The sequence below is a fragment of the Pseudomonas yamanorum genome (genome assembly GCF_900105735.1).
Lineage (GTDB): Bacteria > Pseudomonadota > Gammaproteobacteria > Pseudomonadales > Pseudomonadaceae > Aquipseudomonas > Aquipseudomonas yamanorum.
Genome location: NZ_LT629793.1, coordinates 1,225,603 through 1,248,038, shown reverse-complemented (window position 1 = coordinate 1,248,038; position 22,436 = coordinate 1,225,603). Strand labels below are relative to the sequence as shown.

Annotated in this window: 18 protein-coding genes and 1 pseudogene; 4 read left to right on the top strand and 15 right to left on the bottom strand. The window is 51.5% G+C overall.

Annotated elements, in window-relative coordinates; translation table 11 throughout:
- Positions 1-122: 122 nt before the first annotated feature.
- The 7 genes from BLU46_RS06125 to BLU46_RS06105 form a co-directional block, all read right to left on the bottom strand.
- On the bottom strand, positions 123-770 hold the full coding sequence (locus tag BLU46_RS06125) for a response regulator (protein WP_063031884.1): 648 nt from the start codon (positions 768-770) through the stop codon (positions 123-125).
- 58 nt (positions 771-828) lie between these two features.
- Complete coding sequence (locus BLU46_RS06120; RefSeq protein ID WP_093199854.1) at positions 829-1,188, bottom strand: Hpt domain-containing protein; 360 nt, start codon at positions 1,186-1,188, stop codon at positions 829-831.
- 261 nt (positions 1,189-1,449) lie between these two features.
- Positions 1,450-3,996, bottom strand: a complete 2,547-nt coding sequence (locus BLU46_RS32815; RefSeq protein WP_157721291.1) for a hypothetical protein — start codon at positions 3,994-3,996, stop codon at positions 1,450-1,452.
- Entirely contained in the window at positions 3,944-4,942 is a 999-nt protein-coding gene (locus BLU46_RS06115) for an ATP-binding protein (RefSeq protein ID WP_093199849.1), read from the bottom strand. The genes BLU46_RS32815 and BLU46_RS06115 overlap by 53 nt, the downstream gene beginning before the upstream one ends.
- Complete coding sequence (locus tag BLU46_RS33190; protein WP_231988881.1) at positions 4,920-5,327, bottom strand: hypothetical protein; 408 nt, start codon at positions 5,325-5,327, stop codon at positions 4,920-4,922. Before BLU46_RS33190 ends, BLU46_RS06115 begins: the two co-directional genes overlap by 23 nt.
- 14 nt (positions 5,328-5,341) lie before the next feature.
- Positions 5,342-6,841 carry a transposase gene (locus BLU46_RS06110; RefSeq protein ID WP_231988880.1) on the bottom strand — a complete coding sequence of 500 codons (1,500 nt, stop codon included), beginning with the start codon at positions 6,839-6,841 and terminating at the stop codon, positions 5,342-5,344.
- On the bottom strand, positions 6,842-7,495 hold the full coding sequence (locus tag BLU46_RS06105; RefSeq protein WP_093199843.1) for a transposase: 654 nt from the start codon (positions 7,493-7,495) through the stop codon (positions 6,842-6,844). It lies immediately after the preceding gene.
- Between the two features lie 1,203 nt (positions 7,496-8,698).
- Here BLU46_RS06105 and BLU46_RS06100 point away from each other — a divergent pair.
- On the top strand, positions 8,699-9,421 hold the full coding sequence (locus tag BLU46_RS06100; protein ID WP_231988879.1) for a hypothetical protein: 723 nt from the start codon (positions 8,699-8,701) through the stop codon (positions 9,419-9,421).
- Between the two features lie 21 nt (positions 9,422-9,442).
- On the opposite strand, the gene BLU46_RS06095 is transcribed toward BLU46_RS06100, so the two are convergent.
- A complete protein-coding gene (locus BLU46_RS06095) occupies positions 9,443-10,423 on the bottom strand; it encodes a DNA-binding protein (RefSeq protein ID WP_093199833.1) in 981 nt (326 codons plus the stop codon).
- A gap of 172 nt (positions 10,424-10,595) precedes the next feature.
- Between BLU46_RS06095 and BLU46_RS06090 the strand changes: the two genes are divergently transcribed.
- Together BLU46_RS06090 and BLU46_RS06085 are read left to right on the top strand one after the other, a co-directional pair.
- Positions 10,596-11,504: a site-specific integrase gene (locus tag BLU46_RS06090; protein ID WP_093199828.1), complete on the top strand. Its 909-nt coding sequence runs from the start codon at positions 10,596-10,598 to the stop codon at positions 11,502-11,504.
- A 207-nt stretch (positions 11,505-11,711) separates the two neighbouring features.
- A complete protein-coding gene (locus BLU46_RS06085; RefSeq protein ID WP_093199822.1) occupies positions 11,712-12,224 on the top strand; it encodes a hypothetical protein in 513 nt (170 codons plus the stop codon).
- 992 nt (positions 12,225-13,216) lie between these two features.
- On the opposite strand, the gene BLU46_RS06080 is transcribed toward BLU46_RS06085, so the two are convergent.
- Positions 13,217-13,894 (bottom strand): hypothetical protein, encoded by a 678-nt coding sequence (locus tag BLU46_RS06080; protein ID WP_157721290.1) that lies wholly within the window; start codon positions 13,892-13,894, stop codon positions 13,217-13,219.
- 390 nt (positions 13,895-14,284) lie between these two features.
- Positions 14,285-14,449: a hypothetical protein gene (locus BLU46_RS33035; RefSeq protein WP_172834522.1), complete on the bottom strand. Its 165-nt coding sequence runs from the start codon at positions 14,447-14,449 to the stop codon at positions 14,285-14,287.
- A 298-nt stretch (positions 14,450-14,747) separates the two neighbouring features.
- Here BLU46_RS33035 and BLU46_RS06075 point away from each other — a divergent pair, with 298 nt between their 5' ends.
- On the top strand, positions 14,748-16,451 hold the full coding sequence (locus BLU46_RS06075) for a tetratricopeptide repeat protein (protein ID WP_172834521.1): 1,704 nt from the start codon (positions 14,748-14,750) through the stop codon (positions 16,449-16,451).
- 411 nt (positions 16,452-16,862) lie between these two features.
- On the opposite strand, the gene BLU46_RS06070 is transcribed toward BLU46_RS06075, so the two are convergent.
- From BLU46_RS06070 to BLU46_RS06055, 5 genes and pseudogenes are all read right to left on the bottom strand, one after another.
- The gene (locus tag BLU46_RS06070) at positions 16,863-19,076 is read right to left on the bottom strand and encodes a DNA repair ATPase (RefSeq protein WP_197680879.1); all 2,214 of its coding nucleotides are present in this window, start codon (positions 19,074-19,076) and stop codon (positions 16,863-16,865) included.
- A gap of 229 nt (positions 19,077-19,305) precedes the next feature.
- Positions 19,306-19,527, bottom strand: a complete 222-nt coding sequence (locus BLU46_RS33480) for an AAA family ATPase (RefSeq protein WP_197680878.1) — start codon at positions 19,525-19,527, stop codon at positions 19,306-19,308.
- Positions 19,520-20,089, bottom strand: a complete 570-nt coding sequence (locus tag BLU46_RS06065) for a hypothetical protein (protein ID WP_093199809.1) — start codon at positions 20,087-20,089, stop codon at positions 19,520-19,522. The genes BLU46_RS33480 and BLU46_RS06065 overlap by 8 nt, the downstream gene beginning before the upstream one ends.
- Positions 20,079-21,401 carry an ABC-three component system protein gene (locus BLU46_RS06060; protein ID WP_197680877.1) on the bottom strand — a complete coding sequence of 441 codons (1,323 nt, stop codon included), beginning with the start codon at positions 21,399-21,401 and terminating at the stop codon, positions 20,079-20,081. The genes BLU46_RS06065 and BLU46_RS06060 overlap by 11 nt, the downstream gene beginning before the upstream one ends.
- Before the next feature lie 88 nt (positions 21,402-21,489).
- Positions 21,490-21,968: pseudogene (locus BLU46_RS06055) on the bottom strand (transposase); the annotation flags it as partial.
- Positions 21,969-22,436: the final 468 nt, after the last annotated feature.

Here is a 22,436-nt window from a genome sequence, read left to right as displayed (position 1 = left end):
AACGAACAATAAGGAGTCAGCGCTTTAGAGGGAATAAGACGATTCTTATAAGGCTCTGGCGTGGCGTGGGAGGTGAAAAGCCATAACCGGGAATGGCTTGTTAGTTGTTGTTTGAATTTGAATTAGTTGAATATGTTTTGTGCCAGGCAATAAGCTAATAAGTCCTGGTCGCTGGTGACTTCAAGTTTGCGCATGGCGGATATTTTTTGCGCGCTTATAGTCTTGGAACTTCGGTTCTGGCTGCGCGCAATATCACTCACGCTTTTGCCCGATATAAATAAACGCAGTATCTCGAACTCCTTCGGCGACAGGGTGGAGAAGCGTTCGTCGATGGCGGTCATCGACTCGATCACCGAGGTTTTGGCCGGCTCCAGGCTGCGGTATAGCGCCTGCTGGGCAATGGCTTTCAGGGCGATCTGGATTTCCGTGTGCAACTGGCTTTTCTGGATCACGCCGACCACGCCCAACTCCTGCAGGCGGGTCAGAATCAGCTGATTGGAAATCATCGTCAAAATCAGGATCTGCAGGTGAGGGAAATGCCGCTTGAGGTATTCCACCAGCTTCAAGCCGTCGCCGTAGGGCGAGTCCCCCGGCATGTTGTAATCGGTAATCACGACGTCGATGGGTTGCTGGTCGAGCAACGCGATCAGGCCTGCGGAACAGATGGCTTCACCGACCACTTGAAAGCGCTCGTCGCGCTCGACCAGTTCACGCACGCCCAGAAGCACGATGGGGTGGTCGTCTGCGATAACCACATTGAGTTTTTTCATAAGGGTTGCCCGTGATGCCGGTTCAAGTGAGTGAGGTGTTCGCGCAAGGCCTTGGGATTCATAGCTGCGTCCCGAGCAGGGCCGACAGCCTGCCGATAACCTGCTTTACCTGCAGTTCCAGCGTGCCGTTAAGCCTTCCGCCCGCCAGTTGGGTCTCCAGCTCGATACACGCCTGGGCCAGGCTGAGGGCCTGCACGGCCCCCAGCGCGCCGGCAAGCGAGTGCAGTGTCTGGCCGAGGCTGCGGCAATCGCGTTGCTCGAGCGCGGCACTGATTCGCTGCAAATCCTGCTGCACGCTGCTGATAAACAAAGGCCGCATTTTTTCCGAAAGCTGAACCGTATCCATCACCGGCGGCTCGACGCGCACCGTCGGTTTGCACAGCTTCACCAGTTGCGCACGCAGGGTTTGCAGGCTCAAGCGGTCATTTTCAGTGAAATTTATACTAATAAGTCCTTTTTCAAGTGTTTATTTCAAGGGATTTGCATCGAGCTTTCATAAAAAATAGTATTAATGAATTTTATTCAGGTCCGCCACAGTTTAGAACGGTACCATAGGAGTGATAAATTTTGAAGGTTGAGTGCTGAAGCTTTGTTAGAAGAGTATGCTAGTAGGCAGCTTTTTCTGCGAAGGGCTTTATTAGTGGTGTGGCTAATGGCTAATGGCTGAGGCGCAAAGGTTTTATTCGTTGGGGGATGAGGAGGCTAGGGAGTCTAAGTATTTTTTAAGTTTTAATTTGCTGATTAATCTGGTTTGGGTATGGTTGGCTGGGATAGGCGTTTCATTTTTTAGAATGCCAGAGCGAAGCAGGATTGTAATTTTTCCATAACCGCCAGGTGTGATATGACTAGCCGTCGTGCGGGTGCAGTAGTTTTTAAGAATGGCTTCACATTTCTTTCCATCACTTGCAGAAATGTATTTTTCTTGGTTGTAAGTCTTCGTATTAATAAAGCAAAATTTTATGAATAAATTTGAGAAATCAGTGGAAGATATGTCATAGGTCTTAAGGAAGTTTTTTACTGGTATGTATCCGTCTGGTAGAGGTCTAGTAGTGTGTTTTATATAGGTTCTGTATTTTCTGGATTTGTCTAGGCAGGCCATTTTTTTAAGAAATTTATCATATGCATCACCTAAGGTTTTCCGTTCGTAAACATAAGCATGTTGATTTTCGTTGTTAACGCTTATGGGTAGTATGCCCATGCTGCCAAGCGCGTCGATCATTTGAGAGACCATGTTTGGTGATAGACTTGCGAGTTTCAAAAGCTCACCTGGTAAAATATAGCGTTCTTTAAATCGATCTAGCCAACTAGGTCTGAAATAAGTTCCTTCTTTTCCTTTTGTGTATTTTATTAAGCCGGCGGCCATTAGCTTCAATAGGGTGGCAGGAGAAATGTTAAGGCGCTTTGCGGTGAGAGTTTTGCTTAAATAGTTGAAATGCTCTCTCGGGTCCTCCTTTTTTGTTAGTTTAGCCACCCTCAAGATGTCTGTGGCTTTATAAACATTGTCGCGAGCGCCTTCCGTTGGCCCGATTACAGCGCGCACACCTAAACCAAATAACAAATCAGGTGCTCGAGGGTAGTGAACCTTAATGAGGCTGGCGGCTTGTACGGTTGTGCAATACCTGGTCTTGAATTTTTTTATTTCAATTTTTGGGATATAAATTCGCATGTGTCGCCCGCGACAGACACCCAGAAGCATACGTGTTTCTATGGCGGAATTTACGTTTTCTATTACCATTTCTAGCATTTTTGCTGCTTCTCTTATTGTGACATAATCTGTTGGTGGGTTGTTTCTGAAGTCAACTGGGCTCAAAGCTAAAAACTGGCGCGGTTTTTTAATTGTTTTCTTTTTGTTGGCGCTGATGATGCGATCAATATCAGCTTTTTTTACGAGCCAATATCGATCTTTGAGTCCTCGATTGGGAACTATTTCAATATTCATCAAGTCAAGTGTTGGGTGAAGCCTGCGGACAGTCATACCAATTTTTGTAGAAAGCTTTTGAAGAGGCTCGTAAAGTTTTGAAAATTGTTCTATGTCTGAACGGAAGAAGAACGGCGTTTTTTTTTGGCCTAAATATGGTTTGAGTAGACCATGTTGCACGTATGTCTTTAATGCAGCCTGCGAAATACCAAGCTCTTGGCAAACACTTGATCTGTTTAACATTTCTATTTTTGCAATTGGTAGGCGCCCATCATCCGCTGATAGGAATTCTTTTGCTTTGCTCGCGAGAATAATTGCCTCGTCTACTGTAAAACCGGAGTATATCGGCCTTTGTGCAAACGGCGTACGTTTCTTGATTTTTGCCATCTGCGCGACGCTTGCATTTAACACTGAGCGGAGCTGTCTTAGGGTAAGTAGGAGAGGATCATGGTTGTGAGCAAAACTCGGCACAGGTTCGCATCTTGTTTCCAGAAAGATTCTTGATGCTTCTCGCGTGTCGGGATTAGTTACTAGGCTAAAACGCGCTGCAATCCAAAATTTTTCCACATTGGGGTGTAGGCTATGTAACTTAAATAAATGCTCCAATATTGCGCTGGAGTCATCTGTCATGATCGAAAGTGCGCCAATGAATATCATTCGCCGCTCGGTATCAGGCATTGTCGGTTTTTCGGGGGCGTAGCCAAGTTGGCGAGTCAAGGTAAGTAATCGGTCGAAGTCAAGTTGGCTATGGGTACGCATTAGTTCTACCAGCTTTCGTTCTGGTCTGCATTCAACAATCGTACAGGGCTGACATTTCATTGCTGTATAACAATATCTGCATTTCCCATCGAGTGCATGCCACCACTCGACTGGCATCTGGCACTCAGGGCAATGGGTGAGGTACTTTTTTAGATGATATGGACAAAATTCTGCAAATTTCAAATCCCGAACTTGACGTTCCCACCCTTGGTCGAAACAACCGTCACAATACGCTCCCGTGCGTAGGCGTAGATACGTTACGGGAATTTCGATGCCGCCGATGACAAAGCGCCTCCGTTGCTTGGGCCTTTCAATCGTTGCGTAGAAGCCATTCTGAACACTTGGTCCATAGATACCGGCTTCAGCGACAAATAATTTTGCAAAGTCTGAATTTTGGGTGAGTGACATAGATCGAAAAGTTTGTGGGCCAATACATAAACCGTTAAGTTGTCCCGCCGTTGCAAACCCGTGGCATCGTGCGGCACGTTTTACCAAACTATGCGGGCTTTCTTCCGCGAGCGGCATCGGAACGAAGATTAGTTTTTTCATCTTCATATTTCTCTATTAGCGACAAGCTCTTGCTCAGAGGAATTGTAAAAGGGTTATCGCCCTTGGCGAGATTTAGGGGCAGCAACAAGACTCGACAGGCGTCGATGAAATCGGCTCGGGTAAGTGTTGGGGTTAGAGCTGCGCGACTAAGACAGATGCTCACTGCTTCGTAAATAATTTGCCGCACATATTCCAGATTGCCTACACTGGCCACATAGAGCGGAATCTTGATTGACACGTCATGGAGATGTTCTTCGCCTGCGAAGTTAGCCAAGCGGTAAAGTTCTTGATCCAGACCCTGTAACGTCAGATGAAAGTCGGAGGTGGCATGGTCCTCGTATTTGAAATAACCCAGATTGGCCACATAGCAAAAACGGCGCGCAAATGGCGCATTCCCATCAAATAATTCACTACACTGTTCAGTTCCCGACAATATGATCGGGAGGTGGCTGAGGCTCGACAGCGCGACCAGCCAATCTAACGTACCGTCACGGGTCTTTTCAGCTTCTGGTTTCAAAAGGCGCTGAATTTCATCAAAGATAAGTACTCGGACTTTACATGTTTTTAAACGGGCCACTAGCAAATTGTTCAGTTCGTGAACATTACTATAGGGTGAATATTCTCCAAGCTGCTTGAGCAACGTCACACAGATCCCCTTAATAGTGACCGGAGCAGGCACAAGGCAATACAGTGCTGGAATAATTTTATGGATACCATCTGCGTCCACCTCTTCGCGACTCGGGCCAAAGGAATCTCGGAAGAGTTCACACAGCCTGGATTTTCCTGAACCAGACTGACCGATCAAAAATGCGCAACTGGCAGTCTGGCGCAAACCCGTTGTTTCGACAGCCTTCTGAAACTGTGAGTAGGCAAAGCGAAAGTTAGGAAAGAAGATAGTCTGTAGGCTGAATTCTTTGAGAACATCATTTCGGAGGGTCGTTTTCATTTTTTGTCACCACCACTTCATAGCTCGCAGGGGTTTCAGGATGGAGATGGAAATGCGCGATTGCTTCTGCTCCCGCTTCGATGTGCCCAATCTGTTGGGCGCCTAATGCTGGAAGTGCCTTAAAATCTCCATGCTCTTCAGCAATTTCCCGTATTTTTCTTCGGCGTTTGGTATTGGCGTTGGCTATTTCATGAAGAATGCGCACGCGTGCTTCTCGCGCGGTTCGGTAATTAATTGATTTTTGTGTGCTGCCCAGTCGAGCTTTGATGCGGTCATGCAAGTGCATAGTCAGGCCGATTTGATAATCGGGGTCGACTGCGTCGATTTGGTACACATGCCCAGGTTGTTCTGGATCAAATACCCACGCATGCCCAAGTTCGCTCACATCGTATAACAGCCTCAGCGGAGTTTTTTTTTACCGGGGCGCCTGCCAGCAAGGAAACTCACGGCCGGACCGGTCCACGCGAGTCCTTTATATCTTAATCGGCCATTATTAGGTGTCACATAGGCAACGCTCAGGAAATGTCTGTTGAGGTCATCTTCGCTGTATTTTTTCAAGGCGAATTCGTGGCGATCGTTTTCGTCCTTTTCCCAGAGTTCTTTGGGAGCCATTCCGATACCGCTATGAAAATTGACGTGATAGAACGTGTCCCGCCAGTCTTGAAAGCGTCGCTTGAGGTCTTCTATCGTGTAGATCGCGTTGCCCTCAGAGTCATATCGATTGGGTTTGGAGAATGTGGTACCCCGCATGCAATGGACGATGGAGGTAGTCCATGACTTGAAAAAGCTTTCAATGTGCGGTTTCTGGTCAGGGTTTCCCGGCTCGCAAAAAGTGATATGAGCCCCCAGCCCGCTGAGCGTCGTCTTTATATGATCGGCGACATAGTCGAGGCCGTTGTCAAAACGATAGTTGCACCCGAGACCACCATATGGGTTGTCGCTGCGCAGTGAGTGTTTCAATGCTCGGATCGTTTTTTCCAGGCATGGTGGGTTGTAGGAAATGTCCCAACCCACAATCATGCGGGTGCGCACTTCTAATAACACCGTGAGAAAAGCCCGACCAATGGGATTCCCGTCTACGTCGCAGGTTTCGATGTCCAGTGTGTGAGTATCACCCTCCACCAATTCAAAGCGACGGTAGGGTTGACGGCATTTTCGGCTCCATTTTTGCTTCTTGATTGCAGCGTGATACCCCAATTGACGAAGATCGGTTTCATAGCGGTCCAGCTCAACGATGATCCGGTACAAGGTGCTGAGCGAAGGAACGGTCAGTTGATGAATCGGGCTACGGCTCTGATTAGTCGTTCGGATGGCGCAATGAATAGCGTCGATCACCTCGGTCTTATTGCATGGTGTTCGACTGAAGTAGAGTTGATCGACATTTAACTTGATGAGCTCTTGTATCTCCTCAGGCTGATGGTACAGACGATGCAGGGTGGGACGACGTGTCTTGGGCGTCAAAGAAAGGATGTTCTCGCCGCCCGCCACATAGGCTCGATTCCAAAGATAGAGTGCGCCATAGCTCGGTGCTTTAGGTTCACCACGCTGCGCTGCAATTTCTTTTGCTAACCGCTCCACGTGTGTTCTGGGGAGCCGTCCGCCAAATCGGTCCCTAATCTGCAGCAAGAAAAACTCTTTCCTCTCTGCTTTTGCTTTGTGTGCAGGGGTTACAGCTGCGCTTATTAGTGTGGCGTCAGGGGCGAAAGGGGCTTCCTGTATCTTTCGTAACTCACCATTCTTGTGGGCGCGTATTAGGCGTTCAAGGCTTTGAAACACTGGGCTGATGCTCGCCCGAAGCGCTCGCAACTGAATGCGGTCTCCGTCGATATCCATCACTTGATAGTCAGCCCCGTGGTAACGGTAATGCTCGCCGACGACCATCTTCAGTGAGTTTTTCATTTATACGGCCCAGACCTTGCTGCGCAGATCCAGCGGGTGCCGGAGGTCACAGCTAAGAAATTGATGGAAAAGTGCAAAAGTGACGTCTTTCTGAAGTACGCCTAAACAGATCAACTGCTTGATCGTGGCCTGCTGGTCCGGTTGCTGACGCAATAGGCGAATGATGGACGGAACACTGGAGGGGGTTCCATTGAAGCCGAAGTGGTACAGGGTGCGAAGGTTAGTCAGCAGTACGGGGTGCCGGAACTGATGCTCTTCGACGTATTCAAAATTCAATCCATTAATTCCCAGCAGCTCCTCTAGCCGCGCACGTCGCTGCTGCCACCTTGGGTCTCGGCCACCGCAGGTACTCTTTATTTCATAGAGTACCTGCCGGCCATCATCTAGGGTGGCGAAGAAGTCGGGTGTGTAACGTAGCGCCGGGTCGCGGAAGTAGATGGTGTAGGGCTGCGCCTGATACCTGATGATGGACGGAAGGTATTCCAGGTACATGCAATAGTCGGCTTCCAGCAACGACTCGCAACCCATGGAGGCCGCGTTTTTTTGTGAGGCAAAAAAAGTCACGAGTTTGCCGTGCCTGCCGGATACCACGGGCCTGGCTGGGCCGAGGGTATAACCTTGTTGAGCACTGCTGATGTTTAGCGAAAGATCCATGGCTGGTTCCTCAGGTAATTCGGTGTTACCCGTACTGCTCGATTAGGACCGCTGGGGCTGATGACGTTTGGCAATAAGATTGTGAGCGCGACTGCGGGCAGCCGTTACAGCTCAGGTAATTTGACTCTCGACAGTTGATTCATTGGCGGGACCCGCTGCGCAGGTGAGTCAGGGTGCCGGTGCGATGCTGGGTAGGCCGGATATTGGGTCGTGATGGTGATTGATTCGCTAAGGCTTCGACCGCCCCCAGTAGCCATTCGCATGCCGCATGCCTGACGCAAATGTGTAGTCCGAGTACAACGCGTGTCTGTACGTCAAAGAGGGATATGACTTGCAGAGGTCCACCCTTAGGGTCGTTGACAAGGATGTCGGGCGCCCACGCCGTCAGCGACTCGATATTTACCTTCACCCCCAGCGCATCCAACAGGTAACCGGCCAAGCCGTGTTCGTGGTCACGAGAAAACTCCCTCGCGCGCAGGAAACATCCCCGGCGAAACAGATCCAGGTTGGGTGGCGTAGTTGCGTGACAAGAGAGCGAGGGACAGCGATGGAAGTTGGCCAGCGGCAGCGTTGTCCGCCGAGGGCAAGCGTGGGGCCGAAGCGCTATATAGTGCACTCGTTGAATGACTGACGGTTGCAGATAAATCGACACCGTGGGCTTCAGGCGAGGCGAACCAGATGCGAAATCTGCACTGAGGCGACCTGCAGTCACTGCGTTCAGCAGGCGATACCAACTAAGTATGGTGCTCATGGAGGATGGCGCTCCCAGCGCGTTACAACGGCTGCTGAGGTGTTGGTGATGTTAATATTATTCAACACCATTCTTGACCGCAGGTCGACGTTGAAAGGGTTGTTGATGGGAGACGCTATGTCATTGACGCTACTGACCTTTTGCGCCGGATTATCAATGCCTGTTGTGTCTGCCGTTGGAGCGCCCACTCGCGTCAGCCAACAGTGTGCTTCACTCCAGGTGTTAGTCGCTGAGAGCGGTGGTGTGCCATGGCCTGTTCATCGGTGGTAGGGCAACTGAGAGGCCGCGTGGTTGCCCATAGTCTCTGCAGTTGTTTTGCATGTCCCCACACCGGACCGGCTTTGGAGCGATGTGGTTGCGAGTGGGCACACCAGCATCATCCGTTGGTAAGGTTGGCGCGTAACAACAAATGGCCGCGGCTACTGAAAGGCAGTGAGCTCCGCAGAGATTGTTTGCGCGATCTATTGATGGACTATCCAGCACTGCAGTCCGTGACGACTGACCCGTTGTGGGAGGTCCTGAGTACTCTCTGGGATAAGCGCCGTCACACTGATCACTTGGCGCAGACCCTGCATCTAAAAAGCGGCTGCCTGCTCCCGGTGCTTGGCCCCGTTCTGATGCGTCGCCTGTGTGCCTGCCCCGACTGGCGCAACTTGGGGTATGTCCTCGCCCTATTGGGCTCGACCTCTGGACACTTCAAATCCCATCGTCATTGGTTGCGCGCGCATTTCCTGAATTACCTGATCTTAGTGTGTATGGCTGAACCAGGCTGCTTCGTTCGTGAACCGCTTTACGAGCTGCTTAATCAATTGTTCAAGCGCGGATTTTTTCCGCTCGTTGATGGTTGGCCATCAGATTTTTCCGCCTTTGCGCAGGTCTGTGAGGATTTCGACCGGTACGGCAACTGGTTGCGCTATCGCGGCGTGATCTCTGGCTGGGACCTCTACGCGTGCACCCTTTTCCAGCATTGCTGGCCGGACGAATCATGGCCGCGACAGGACGCCTCGGCGCTGGTCGGTCCGCCGGCGCCTTTTGAACGGTCAACGCGGCATGCGAAGTGGGTCGAGGCTGCGCTCAAGGGCCACCGACGTGATCGTTTTGCAATCGGTGAATGGGCCGACTTTTCCGCTTCGTCAGCGACCGAACCTGCGCCCGTCGTAGCGCGCTTCAGCTAGAGGCGGCCAGCGAAAGCAAAGTTAGCTGTCGTCGGTGGTCGAAAGTGGTGGTGCCAATTGGCTGAGCAATTCCTGCAAGCGCTCGATCTGTTGCCGCTGGAACCTTAGCTCGCGACGGCTTTGCCGTTCCGTGAGCACCTGACGCTTGACCCGCTCGCGCAGGCTGGCGTGTTCGGTGGTCAACGCTTGGACCTGCGCCTGCGCGCTCTGCTCGCGGACTTCCGCGTCCTGGTTTTGTTGTCGCAACTGCTGCAGTGCACGTTCACGTTGGCGATCTTGCTGGCCCTGGTGGCGCAGTTCACCGACTAGCCGTTCGTTGTCCTGGAATAGGCGAGCGAGTTCATCCTGCTTGTCCGAAAGACTGATACGTAGTGCACGCAACTCGTATTGCAACTGCTGAACCTGCGCGTCGTGTCGTTGGGTTTCCTGCTCGCGCTGGGACAGATGCTGTAGGCGAAAGTGCTTCAGCGCCTCACGTGCTTGGCCGTGCTTGTCCTCCAGCGACTGGAGGTGCGTCGTCCGTTCGACCAACAGCTGGTTCAGGTCGTGTTCCACCTGGCCCAAGCGTTGACATTCGCCGTCCGCTTGGCGCAGCTGCTCCTGGAGTGTTCGCTCGTGTTCGCGCAGGGCCTGCAGCTCACGATCGAGGCCGGCGTAAGCGCTCTGCAGGTGATCGAGTTGTGCCTGGTGCTGCAACCGCTGCTGCTCATACGCTGAACGATCCCGCTGCAGGCGCTGGCGATCCTCGGCGACCGCCTGTTCGGCAAGCACGGTGAGGCGAGCGCTTAAACCGGCGACAAAGCTGTGCAGTTCTTCGTCGGGGGTGGGCGGCTGCGCCTGCTCTCGGGCGCCGAGCTCCTTCAGATAGCGCTGAATGGTGCTCTTCGAACCGGTGTTGCCCAGCTCCACGCGCACCGCGTCGATGCTGGGGTGCTGGCCACGGGCGAGCAGCGCTTCGCGGGCGATTTGCACCACTGCCTTGTTGATGCCTCCGCGTGCCATGGCCTGACTCCGACGATTTCGTACTGGTTTACGGAGTATGCAATTACAGCTGTAACCCTGCCTCTGCGACGGCAGGAATTCGGACGGACTGGCGTTCGAGAATGCTGAATTCTTGAACGTGACCAGACTTTTTCGAGGCCAGGCCCCGAAATCGCGGTATGCGGGAGGTGGAATGAGCGATTCAGCCGAGCGCTACCTGCAGGCGGCGCGCCGCGACAGCACCAAACGGCGTTATGCCCAGGCCATTGAACACTTTGAAGTCGAGTGGGGCGGGGTGCTGCCGGCCTCCAGTGAAAATATCGTGCGTTACCTGGCGGCCTATGGTGGGCAGTTGTCCAGCAATACCTTGCGCACGCACCTGGCGGCCCTGGCCCAATGGCACCAGCAGTACGGCTTCGATGATCCAACCAAAGCGTCGCGGGTGCGCGATGTGCTGCGCGGGATTCAGGCGCTGCATCCACAACCGCTCAAGCAGGCCGAAGCGCTGCAGTTACAGCAATTGGAAGCGTGCATTGAGGGCTTGGCCCTGCAGTTGAGCTCTGAACAACGGGCGGTGCGGCTGCGTGCGGCGCGGGACCAGGCTTTGATCCTGATGGGTTTTTGGCGGGCGTTGCGCGGCGACGAATTGTGCCGGCTACGTATCGAGCATATCCAGCTGCGCGCAGGGCAAGCGCTGGAGATTTTTCTCGCCAGCAGCAAGACCGATCGTGACCATCGTGGCCGCACCCTGGTGCTCCCGGCCCTGAAGCGACTCTGTCCCGTGGACGCCTACCAGCACTGGCTGGCAGTCAGTGGCCTCCACCACGGGCCGGTGTTTCGCGCCATCGATCGTTGGGGGCATGTCGCGAAGGAGCCGGTCAACCCGAACAGCCTCTCGCGCATTTTGCGTCTGGCGTTTGTGCGCAGCGGTGAAGCTGGCGAGGGGTACACCGCGCATTCGCTGCGCCGCGGTTTTGCCACCTGGGCCAGTCGCAACCAGTGGAGCAGCAAGGCGTTGATGGAGTATGTCGGTTGGCGCGATGTGCAGTCGGCGCTGCGCTACATCGAGGCGGATGTGCCGTTTGGCGATTGGGCCCGTTGAGCGATCCGACGGCGTCGCCCTGATCGGTCGGACGGCGGGAGAGGCATGGCCCTGCCAAGGTTCCAGGCACAGTTTGCTGGCCATCCTTTGTCAGTCCTCCAGTGACCGGCGGCCACACGGGGTGAGCTGAGAAGGGTGGGCCATGCGGGAGACCGCTGCGCTCGCGGATGAATTGTTTCGAACCCAACTCGTAGGAGGTGAAAAGCGATGGCAACGATTATTGAGTTACCGCCTCAAGACGTGCCCCAACAAATCACCGCGCGTGCGGCTGTCGTGCATTTGGGTGAGCATTTTGAATCCTTTCTGGCGGCCAACAACCTTCGTGGTTGGTACCCGGACGCCGATTACGTTTTTCGCGACGATCGATTGGCCGATCGATTTGTCTTGATTGCACTGAGTCCTGGACTTCCTTTGTATCGGTGCAGACTCACCAACAAAAAATTACGGAAACTCGCCAGTGCATCGGGCTCCACAATTAAATGCAGAGCGATGTATGAAATGTTGGCCCATGCATTGGGTTATAGCCATTGGTACTATGCGTACAAATGCCGGACGGTCGATGATTTTATCGAAAATACCTGGCCGCTTGGCGGGGCGATTAGTTTGGCGTCCTTCGACGAGCAAGCCATCGAAAAGATTAACAAAACAAGTGTAAACGCTCGAATGGCTGAGCGTTACCGCTTCAATAAAATCAGAGATAAGCTTGACCGTGGCAAATGAACGACGGGCTGACTAGATTGTGCGCAATACGCGAAAGTCGTCATCGCCGCCACTCAGCCAGGTGCGACATTGAGGCTGTCAGAGTGGGACGGCTGGACCCTCCGGATTCGCTTGCCGCTGACGACCGGGCTGCTAAAGGTAAAGGGATTTTCGGTTTCAGGTCGCGAGGCGTTGCTGTTGTGAAAACGACATTTTTTCAGCATTCATTCGCACTGCGAACGAAGCCCCGCGACGCTATTGTGTAGCGTTGATGGGGGCGGTCAGGGCGATCAAGGCTGAGTTTCGCCAGGTGGAGGAAGCAGAAGGGCGGACGCCACTGGATGCCACTGCGAAGCCATGAAAATTGGCCCCAACCAAGATCCGCTTTTCGGCGGGTTTTCTCGCTTATTTACAGGCTGTTCAAAAGAACCTGCTTCATCGTGTACTGTGAAACGCAATGAGTTGTACGCCGTTATCACGGATCGCTTCCTGGCTTTTTCAGGTGGAATTTGATTGCTGGAGATGGCAGTTGAATGAACTCGCCAAGGGGAGGGTCGTGAAGCTCTCATCGAGGCAGGAAGGTGCGCCGGCAAACCAGCTGCGTCAAGGTCTTCGGGGTGGTGATACGGCTTCGTGTAAACCACTTTAATGACGTGTAAACCAACGCGGTTTACAGTGCAAAAATTAGGCTTACAAGATTGAGGATTACCCTCGATCGCTATTTTGGTCGACAGCTCAGCAGGGGCGTTTGATTGGCGATCGGAACCTCGCCGTGGCGCGTCCAACAATTGCCTGTATTGGGGATTGCAGACCACTCCAGACCCCGAATTGCTGTAGGACAACGACAGGCCAATTGCACACAGCTGCCGCATTCCGTGCACCTGCTATTGGGCAAGCTGGGAAGTCTCACACAGGCGCCTGCTCAGCCAGTCCCATAAGCGCGAGACATATGCGTCGAGTATGGGAATGAAAAGATCCTCACATCGAAGATTGCTACTCTTTGCCGTACGTTGCTATCCAACCGCGGGCAACAGCTTTACCAACAAAAGCGTCAACAATGCCAACACTCCAATAGCAAACATGCTGACTAGGGCGTACAGCCAGCTAGAGCCGCCGTATATGGCTTTCATGCCCCGTTCACTGTTGCGTCCGGCGAGCTTCATGGCCGCACCAATAATCAACAGCACTACCAACGCGCTGACTTGATGTGATTGAACAAAGGCGCTGACAAGTTCGCCTAGATCGCCTTGGGCTTTCCATTGCCAAAGGCCACGGACAATAATCGCGCTGTAGAGGCTTAGCCATAGCCCCCATGCCGCCGTTGTGACCACAAAATATAACAGTGGCGGCCTCCTCAACTCGGGTCGCCATTTACGTAGCACATGGATGAAACCGCAGTGATAACCCCAGCGTAGGAACGCGAGGACATACACCAGCATCGTGGTCAGTGCGAAGGCACCCCAGAAGTACAAGCTTTCGCTGTTGTGCAGTCGCAGCAGCAAATCGGCAGAGGGCGCTGCAGGAGCGGGTTTGCTCATTTCCAGCCAAAACACCCACTGGTATACCGATTGAGCTGAAGCCGCACAGACGCCAGAGACCAACAACGGTGCGCTTTTAAGTCCTGGAAGCTTTGCATAGGCTGGCTGGATTTGGTCTGGTTGTCTGACGAAGTCAAGAGGACGGACAAACATGGGGCCAAGCATCAAAAGGGCGTAGGTAGTGACTTTGGCACCGCGAAGAAGGCGCCAAACCTGGCGTAGCAAGGGGGGCATTTTTATACAATCTCGTCTGTAAGGGCATAGGCTCGCGCTGATATCAGCGTACTCATGATCAAATGCTCAATGAGTTGGTCTGACGTTCGCGAGCGACCATGGGTCGTTGTTGGCCGGTCATGGTTACGAGGATAAATGGCCAAGTTCCACACAGTTGGTGATCAACTCAAATGCAGTTAACTGGTTTCGCCGGGTGCAGCCGGTTGGGCGGTCAAAGTGAAATTTCGCAGAGCTTCCAGACAATGAAGAATCATGTTTGCTGGAGGCGGTAATAAAAAAACCGCCGAAAGGGGGCTTGATAGTGGGGGGTCAGTGCTTCCCGGTGGGAGCCTGCCGCGCTTTACCAGCGTCCCCCTTTTCAACCCGGCGAAACTCAGCCTTGATTGCTCTACCCGCCCCCAGCAACGGTGCAAAATAGAGCCGCGGGGCTTCTTTCGCCGCGCTCATGAATTCTGAAAAAAATGTCGTTTTCATAGTAGTAACCCTTTCATTACCTGAAACGAAAATCTCATTTGTGTATACCAAACCAGCTCGTAAGCAGCAAGCGCAAGGCGTGGCGGTTGTGCAGGAGCTCTGTCAGTTCGTCCGCTTTGGTAATGTGGGTCCCTGAATTGTCTGAGATGGTTATCGTCCTAGCGTGATGGGGCAGGAGTCTGGCCAAACTTTTTTCCAGTGATTAAATTTTCTGATGATTTCGTGTGAGGCTTCCGCCGATTATCTGACCATTCGATTAAGCGGGTTGGGAACGTCGTCTCATCTAAAAGACCAGAAAATGCATAAAGATAGCTACTTTGGAAGAATCAAAACGGGTGGTGCTAATTCATCATTAGGACTAAGCTTTCAGGATTCATGCGCCATCTATTACTTGCTGAAGAATCTGGACAATAGTGGCTTTTTGTCGGAGGGAATAGAAACGGACGATGATTTCACTTTAATATACGAACATGGAAAGCTTCTATTGCAAGTGAAGCTGGAAGAGTTGTCTCTGCCGTTAGCTATTGAGCATGTTGGTGAAAACAAAATACTTATTGGCTCGACGATAAATAAGAAGCTTTCGAGTTTTTTGACCTACCTAAAGCATTACAGAAACTTCGAGTCATCTGAAGAGAGTGAAGCATCAAAGACCCTGGTTTCGCAGGATTTTGAGGAGTTGCTGCTTAAGTTTGGCTTCAAAAGTGTCCTTGACGTTCCGCGGACGTGTTTTGTTGACACGGTTCCCGAAGGAAAGGTAGAGGAAATAGTTAACCTGCATATTGTGTCTTGGGGGATAAGCAAAGGTTTATTTATCAATGGCGATGACTGTATACGTGATTTTCAGTTGCTTGCGGCTAAAAAAAGAGCTGCTAGAGGTTTTATAACCAAGCAAGAAGCCATTGCTTTACTGCATAAGCACTCAAAACAGATTGCCATTGAGCAAGGCTACGTAAATTCGATAGGAATAAAAAAGGAAACTATCCTCGAAAAGGTCGAGACGAAAATAACGCACGCCGAAACCTTGTTGAAGGAAAAAGACTACGATCGAGCGCTCAAATCTTACACTGAGCTTGCGGGTGTGCTTGAGTCCGAGCAGGTCTATGTTAAATGCGCTGCGATCTTGCATATCCTCGACCAGCACGATGAAGCAATCACTTATTGCAACAAAGCCCTAAAAATCGACCCATGCCAACCCTATGCACTGGCCATCAAAGGTTCATCGCTGGGCGAAAAAGGTGATTACCCTCTGTCGCTGGATTTTTTGAAGTCCGCGAATCATTACAACCCAGATGATGCAGTAATTTTGTATAATCTTGGTGTCGCATATTTAAAGGTAGATAACATAGATGAGGCCATTGATCATTTTGAGTTTTCCACCTATGTAGACAAGAAGTTCAGTTCACCGCACTTGAATTTAGGTGTGTGTTTATACAAAAAAGGTCAATTCAGTGCCGCGCTTGAACATATAGAAATTTGCCTCTTGCTGGAGCCGGGTCTACCCGAAGCGCTTTCACAAAAAGGCGAAATCAAGCAATTTTATGGCGAAATCGAAGAGGCGGAAGAATTATTTTCTAGATGCCTTAAGGCAACGCCAGACAATTATTTGGCACAGAGAGGGTTGGCTTTTTGCTTGCTCGAAACAGGAGACCCGCTGGGAGTGACCTTGCTCATCAGGAGCATGTCCGATGAGCTGAACGTATTAGCGGTTAATGAAACAGTTGGATTTTTTGATATAGGTTGGAAAAATACGCTAGCGCTATCGATTAAACGTATCGATGAATCCTCTTGCGCAGTTGAGTATAACAATCTAACGGTTTTTGTATCAGGCTATGCCAAAGACACTATTGCTGTTGGGGCGTTAAATCTGGAAGTAGGGCGTCTGCCAGTAATAATAAAAACCTACGAACGTTTGAATGACTACAAAAATGCAGTTAACTGCATAAGGTTGGGTCAGGACTTTGACTTGATTTATTTTGTAAGTGGTTTTCTCGCCGATCATTAACATCATTGTGAGATTAGGATCGAATTTAAGCACTTTACGATTCAGGGGGAAACTGATCGGTGTAATAATGAAGGGTTTAACTCCTTTAAGGGTTGCTATGAGGGCTATTATTTATTGTTGCTGCAGCACGGTAATGCTAACCAAAAAACTCTTTTTAATCTGGTTGGGTTAGAGATAAATTAGGCAGGTTTTTTGGGTGGTTCTTATTGGTGGGCGAGTAACGCAAGTTGTTTTAGTGATATAGGGGGTATTAATAATAAGAGAGCAGCGGGTGGCTGGAGGCCACCCAACTGTCATTTTTGGTGCCGCTGTAAGTTTTAACCCGGTGTACCTGTCGCATTCCTCGTCACAGTTGCTTTGACGCCTGTTCGAGGATTTCCTTCCAGATAAATCGTGTTCAACAGGTGTTGATCAGGAAGGCTGGAAAATTTTTGCGCAAGGTGCCGAGCTAAACTTTCGCTGGCAGTTGTCAGGATCAGGTTCATGTTCGGCATTAGAAGTTGCGGCAAGCCTGAAAATATCCAGCATGGCTACTCGATTGAGATCGTCCAAATGAGCGATTGGCTCATCCAACAGGAAGCTGCCTCCGGTATTTTTTGCCCGGGCGAGATAAAGCGATAGCGCTAAATCTTGTCGCTGCCCTTGGCTGAGCTTTTCTTCTGCCTCCAACGGTGTCTCATGCCCTTCAGCAAGCACCATCCAATTCAAATCATTTCCCGACACACTCAGTTGGTGATACACCTCATTCGCGTGCATCCGGGAGAATAATTCAGTGGCCGGCACGAGGAGGGGAGCTAGGCTAGCAACCGTCGCATTACGAACATGATCGCCATATTGTGTAATCGCATTTTCTGCGACCAGAATGTGGCTTTGCCCCGTTCGGAGCTTCTCGGCGACCACCGATTTCTCGCTACGGAGTTTAATCAACTGCCCAGTATCAGAGTCAACACTCAGGAATATTTGGCACTCGCGGAGCTCTGCTGCATATCCTTCAGCTTTCTGGAGGTCTACTTCCACCGCGACTTGGGTGGCAGTGTGCAAGTTTCTGGAGATGGGAAGAATACCGACGGCTTCGTTCCATTGGCTTTGGAAGCGATTTACCACTTGGGAAACTGCCGCAATGCTGGCGTTGATTTGATGTGATTCTCGGGTTTTGGCCTGAATACTCTCAAGCTTTTCCCTGACAGATTGGGTGAGGCCAGGCCGTTCAGCATTGGCCGAGTCAAGTTGTTGCTGGAAGTGCTGCAGGTATCGCGCGAGCACCTGAAGCGCTTCGGAAACGCCAATGTTTGCGTTCGGGGAGGACGGCAGTTGAAAGAACTCTTCAACTTGCGCCAATGCTTCGGCGATTTGCCTTGTGCCGATCGCAAATTTGATGCGAACCAATAGCTGTGGAAAATTACTGATGTCAGAGTCTGAAAAATCAGATTTGCCCATGGTACTGAGAAAACCGGTGCTTTCCTCAATGACCTTCAGTTTATCGTTCACCGATTTAACCCGAACTACATAATCTTCAAATGAAGATTGCTGCAGCCTGGCGCTTTGTAGTGTCGTTATCCAGAGCTGTTCATTCGACTGTGCATTCACTAGGTTGTGACTTGCTGCCTGAAGCTCGGGAGCGAGGTTGGCATTGGACAGCTGCTTTTGCAGCACATCAGCCGATTTCCAGTCATGGTCGCATAGGGGGCAGTGTCCACTCGAGAGGGTATGTGCCGCTTCGTGTCCTAACGCCTTCAGGCGATTTATGACATTGGAAAGGGCGTCGAACTCTCCCTGTGCTGTAATCCGTGCTTGCTGAGCCTCATCTGCAGATTTTGATAGCTCCACCAAGTTGGCTGGTGGCTGGACTGGATTGTTGGCTAGATCTTGTTTGACGTTAAGGAGATCTAACAAGACATCCCTGTTGCTGATCAGATGCTCAATTGAATTCAACCAACGCTGCTGCCTGTCACTGTCCCAGCCATACTCGATAAAATTTTGTTCCAAGTGCTGAAAACTGAGGTCAGTTTGAGGGAACAACCGCACAAAGGCTGGGTCCGAGGCGATGGCTTTCCAGTCATCGAGCACAGCAGTGTTTTTTTGCGCCCAGTCAACACCTAACCTCCCTTGTGCCACCTGCGTTTCGACAGTAGCGAGTTGCTCAGCTAGCCGACGATGATCATCGGTCAAGGTGGTGCTGGTCTGGGTAATGTTCGCGAGCGAACTCCGGCTGCTTTCGAGCTGTTGCAGGCTGGACTCATAACCCGGCCATCCCTCCAGCAACTGGCTTAGCAGGTTCTTTTTGTGCTGCGCGGTCTGCAGTTGTTTGGCGACTTCCAGTTGAGCCGTTTTGAAGCCATCCAGCAGATTTCCCGTTACCCGAGTGCTGGGAAGTTTTTCTATTATCGAATTCAGCTTGAGCGCGATTTGCTCTCGTCCTGATTGGTTGGCGGACAGTTTTTCTTCCAGCGCCTGAATCTCGGTGACCAGATTTTGCAGCTTCGTTTCCAGTCCCTGGACTCTGGGGAGATCACCTCGGTATTCCTTAAGATTGCTGAGCGTACTCGCAAGGTGACCCAGACCCAATATGTCCGCGAAAACTTGCTGCCGGAGCTCTGACTTGCTGTTGTCAACCAGGAGGGCCAAAGAGTTTGCATACAACCATCGGCAATTGCGGAGCCAGTCGCGACGTGCCTTGGTCGTGGCTTGAGTGCTACTACCCTTAACTGAGGCCGGCGTGAGCATCTCCAGTAGGGCGGCATCTTTGATCTTCTTTTTTCTACGCTCGCCATTTTTTTTGATCGAGGCTTTTCCGTTGATCCGCTCCAGATAATATGGCTCGCCGTTTATCTCGCAGTCAGCACTGACGGAAGTATCACCAGCACCCCCACTGACAAGAAAAGTCTGAGGTGGTTGGAAGGTCGTCCACTTTGTTCGTGAGCAGCCACTCTAATGCATAGCAAATGGTACTTTTACCGGTCCCATTAGCGGCATGAATGATGGTTAACGGTGCATTGAGTGGGATCTGCAGAACATCAGGAACGCCGCGAAAATTCCGGATTTCCACCGAAAGGAATTTGATAGGTAGGTTATTCATTCAGATCCCACTTCTTTCCATGATGACGCGCTAGCTCCTTCCCTTTTACTCTCGCAAGAGATGTCAAAAGCTCAGCCATTTGTTTATTTTCAGGCACAAATCCAGAAAATTCGGCCTGCTCGGATGGCCCTACCAGCCCCAGTGGGGGGATGCGTTGGCAACGCTGCCAGCCACCAGCATTCTGGTATACGACATGTTTTCGTACGAAGCGCGTATCCTTTTCCACATCGTTGATGAACTGTCTGAACTTGTCAGTGAACTGAGTCAATGCCATGACCAGATAACCATCAACCACAGACCCCTTTCTTTCGAGCCGTAGGAGCGCAGCATCCAAGAATGCCTCTGCATGCCTCGTCTGAATCCAAGCCTCCTCAGGCGTTTGGCAATCGATCTGTACAAGCAGTACTGAAGCAAATTTTGTCGACCAGTACTTCACTTGAGTCGTGAGAGGTGGCCCAGGCCAGTGCGGGTCATCAGCAAATACCAAGATACCGTCTTCGGGGGAAGTGAAGCCGGCGTCGACGGCACGCTCGTCCAGGAGCTGGATCAGTTCACTGAGCATCTAGGTTTTTCCTGCGAGTGGAAATGTCATCCATGAAATCTTCCGCCGATACGGCATCAGCCTCGTCGTACATCGACTCAATTTCATTGAGAGCAAAAAAGTAGACTTTGTTTACCATGGCAACATCGGTGATGGAGCCTTTCACATTTGGCGCCGTCGTAATGTCAAAGCGTTCGCGGCTGGAAACGTTGGTGTTACTGAGCTCACTAGGCTTTTCATCCTTAACCTTCCCGACGCCGTTGGCGAATACAACGAGCTGTGGATGGTTGGCAGTATCTCTCGCCCACCGATAAAGATCGTTCGCCATTAGCCTTACGCGATACTCGTCGTTTGCCCACGCCAGTACGTTGTAATCACCTTCACTGGGATCGGTGAACTGCAGATGGCCCTTCGTCCCAGGTTCAGTAATCCAGACCGAGTCCTTATGGGATTTAAGGTAGCTGAGAGCTTGCACCGCCTTCATCACATATTTTTCGGAGCGGGCCAATTCCTCCAATGTAAATTCTTTCGCGGGTGTCACCCCATATCTGGTCTGGTAGGCAAAGTCCTTTGCGTCCTTGATACCTCCGGCCTGGACGAGGGTGTCCAGCAGTGCGAGCTCTTTCTTGACCGATTCGGGGTAGTCGGTGTCAGGTGGATGTCGGTCGAAGAGCTCATGAAACTCCAGCGCCGCGGGCGCTAGATCATCCTGGACCACGCCACCTTGCAATCTGTGTCCTTTCGCACGTTCCAGCGTGAGATTCGCATCCCACGTCAATGTAAGGGTCAGTCCTCCGCTGGTGCTCCTGCGCATCACGCGGCTTGGAGGCTGCATCGCAGGCGGGCTTGATCGAGTATTGTGTTCGCTGTCTGCAGACGGAAATATGCCTGTGGCACTGTGAAGCTGCATCCGACAATCCTGCAGGCGTCCACTGTTAGCGGCCGCAACTGCAATTGGGGACGCCAATCGCCGTGCGTGATAATCCACAAGCGCTCTCACGACTTCCGTAAGCTCAGTGATGTGCTGGGAGGCCATAATCAGATTTGGACGTTTGAGTCTGTCCTCAGCCTGACTTGCGATGATTCGTCGTAATTGGGAGTTGTTACGATGAATTGAGTTGGTAAAGTCATTTCCCAAGGTCGGCCAGACGATAACGTCTTTGAAGGCCAGTCTTAGCGAAACATTCCCACGATCAAAGCCCGCGTCCTTCGGCTCGTTTTCAACCAAGACGTAGCACTTGATGCTTTCGTTGGCGGGATCTGTGACCCAGCACCATCCTGCTTTAAATTTCTGCGCAGGAGCCGGTTGCCAAGATGGATCTATCCAGGACATTCCGTCTGCTGTTTTCCAGCTGATAAGCGTGGTGCCAGTGACCTCTCCACATCCGACCATGAACACAAGTGGATTCGGGTAGGCTTTTACCGGGAGCACTGCGGCCTTGGGTGAACAACTCGTTCACCCGACTGCGCAATCGAAGGCGCTCTACATCCGGTGTGCGGCGCCTGAGACGCCGAGCGTAGTAGCACGAGCGGGTCACTTCAAATACCTTGCGCAGCCAATCAACCGGCTCGTGGATGCTCAACTGGTCAGTCAGCGCGAACGCTCGAGATCTTCCGACATCAAGAGCGCGGTAGCCTTTTTTAAGATCGATTTTTCCCGCTCAAGGCGAGCAATTCGGGCTTCCAGCTCTTGGATTTTCTGCTGCTCCGGGGTCAGTGCTTTGCTCTGCGGAGTGACGCCCGTGCGTTCTTGCGGCACCTGGTCGACCCATCGGCGCAAAGCAGACTCGCCGACACCAAGCGAGCGGCTGGCCTCAATGAAGCTGTAATCCTGCTTGAGAACGAGGTCGGCAGCCTCGCGTTTGAACTCAGGGGAAAAGGTACGGCGTTGCTTGGTCATCTGACACCTCTATCTGGCGGTATTCTCGCCTAAATGAGTGTCCGGAATCATTAGACCACTACAATAAGTTGACCACTACAAAAAATATGGTTGACTATATAAATAGCAAACCGAGTTGGTTGGTGCTGATCCCTGCATGGATAAGGTGGGTCGACGACCGCATCGTTCGAAACTCCTCTTCGGAACGCTACGCTTTGCTAATTTTCGACGCAGTGTCATCTGCCCTCTATCTATATTTGAATGTCGAACTGCATGTCAGCAAGCCCCACGCTTTTTTTTCCTCTCCGCGGGGTTGCATGGGTTAAGACGGTCAATAAAATTTTTAGTCAAGTAGAGGCGGCGACTGCTCCCTTGGAGCAAATAGATTATGGTTGCACGCTGCCGCTGCGCTCTGGGTAAACTGCAAAACTCTGACCTTCAGTTGCTGGAGTTATAAGCTAGGAATGATATTTATTTGAGACATTTCCT

Bases quoted from the DNA above. Each gene is read 5' to 3' on its own strand.
- BLU46_RS06065 (WP_093199809.1), bottom strand. From the start codon at position 20,089: ATGCTCAGTGAACTGATCCAGCTCCTGGACGAGCGTGCCGTCGACGCC.
- BLU46_RS06060 (WP_197680877.1), bottom strand. From the start codon at position 21,401: ATGTCCTGGATAGATCCATCTTGGCAACCGGCTCCTGCGCAGAAATTT.
- BLU46_RS06110 (WP_231988880.1), bottom strand. From the start codon at position 6,841: ATGAAAAACTCACTGAAGATGGTCGTCGGCGAGCATTACCGTTACCAC.
- BLU46_RS06075 (WP_172834521.1), top strand. From the start codon at position 14,748: ATGCATAAAGATAGCTACTTTGGAAGAATCAAAACGGGTGGTGCTAAT.
- BLU46_RS06090 (WP_093199828.1), top strand. From the start codon at position 10,596: ATGAGCGATTCAGCCGAGCGCTACCTGCAGGCGGCGCGCCGCGACAGC.
- BLU46_RS06095 (WP_093199833.1), bottom strand. From the start codon at position 10,423: ATGGCACGCGGAGGCATCAACAAGGCAGTGGTGCAAATCGCCCGCGAA.
- BLU46_RS33035 (WP_172834522.1), bottom strand. From the start codon at position 14,449: ATGAAAACGACATTTTTTTCAGAATTCATGAGCGCGGCGAAAGAAGCC.
- BLU46_RS06115 (WP_093199849.1), bottom strand. From the start codon at position 4,942: ATGAAAACGACCCTCCGAAATGATGTTCTCAAAGAATTCAGCCTACAG.
- BLU46_RS06080 (WP_157721290.1), bottom strand. From the start codon at position 13,894: ATGTTTGTCCGTCCTCTTGACTTCGTCAGACAACCAGACCAAATCCAG.
- BLU46_RS32815 (WP_157721291.1), bottom strand. From the start codon at position 3,996: ATGAAAAAACTAATCTTCGTTCCGATGCCGCTCGCGGAAGAAAGCCCG.
- BLU46_RS06105 (WP_093199843.1), bottom strand. From the start codon at position 7,495: ATGGATCTTTCGCTAAACATCAGCAGTGCTCAACAAGGTTATACCCTC.
- BLU46_RS06125 (WP_063031884.1), bottom strand. From the start codon at position 770: ATGAAAAAACTCAATGTGGTTATCGCAGACGACCACCCCATCGTGCTT.
- BLU46_RS06085 (WP_093199822.1), top strand. From the start codon at position 11,712: ATGGCAACGATTATTGAGTTACCGCCTCAAGACGTGCCCCAACAAATC.
- BLU46_RS33480 (WP_197680878.1), bottom strand. From the start codon at position 19,527: ATGAATAACCTACCTATCAAATTCCTTTCGGTGGAAATCCGGAATTTT.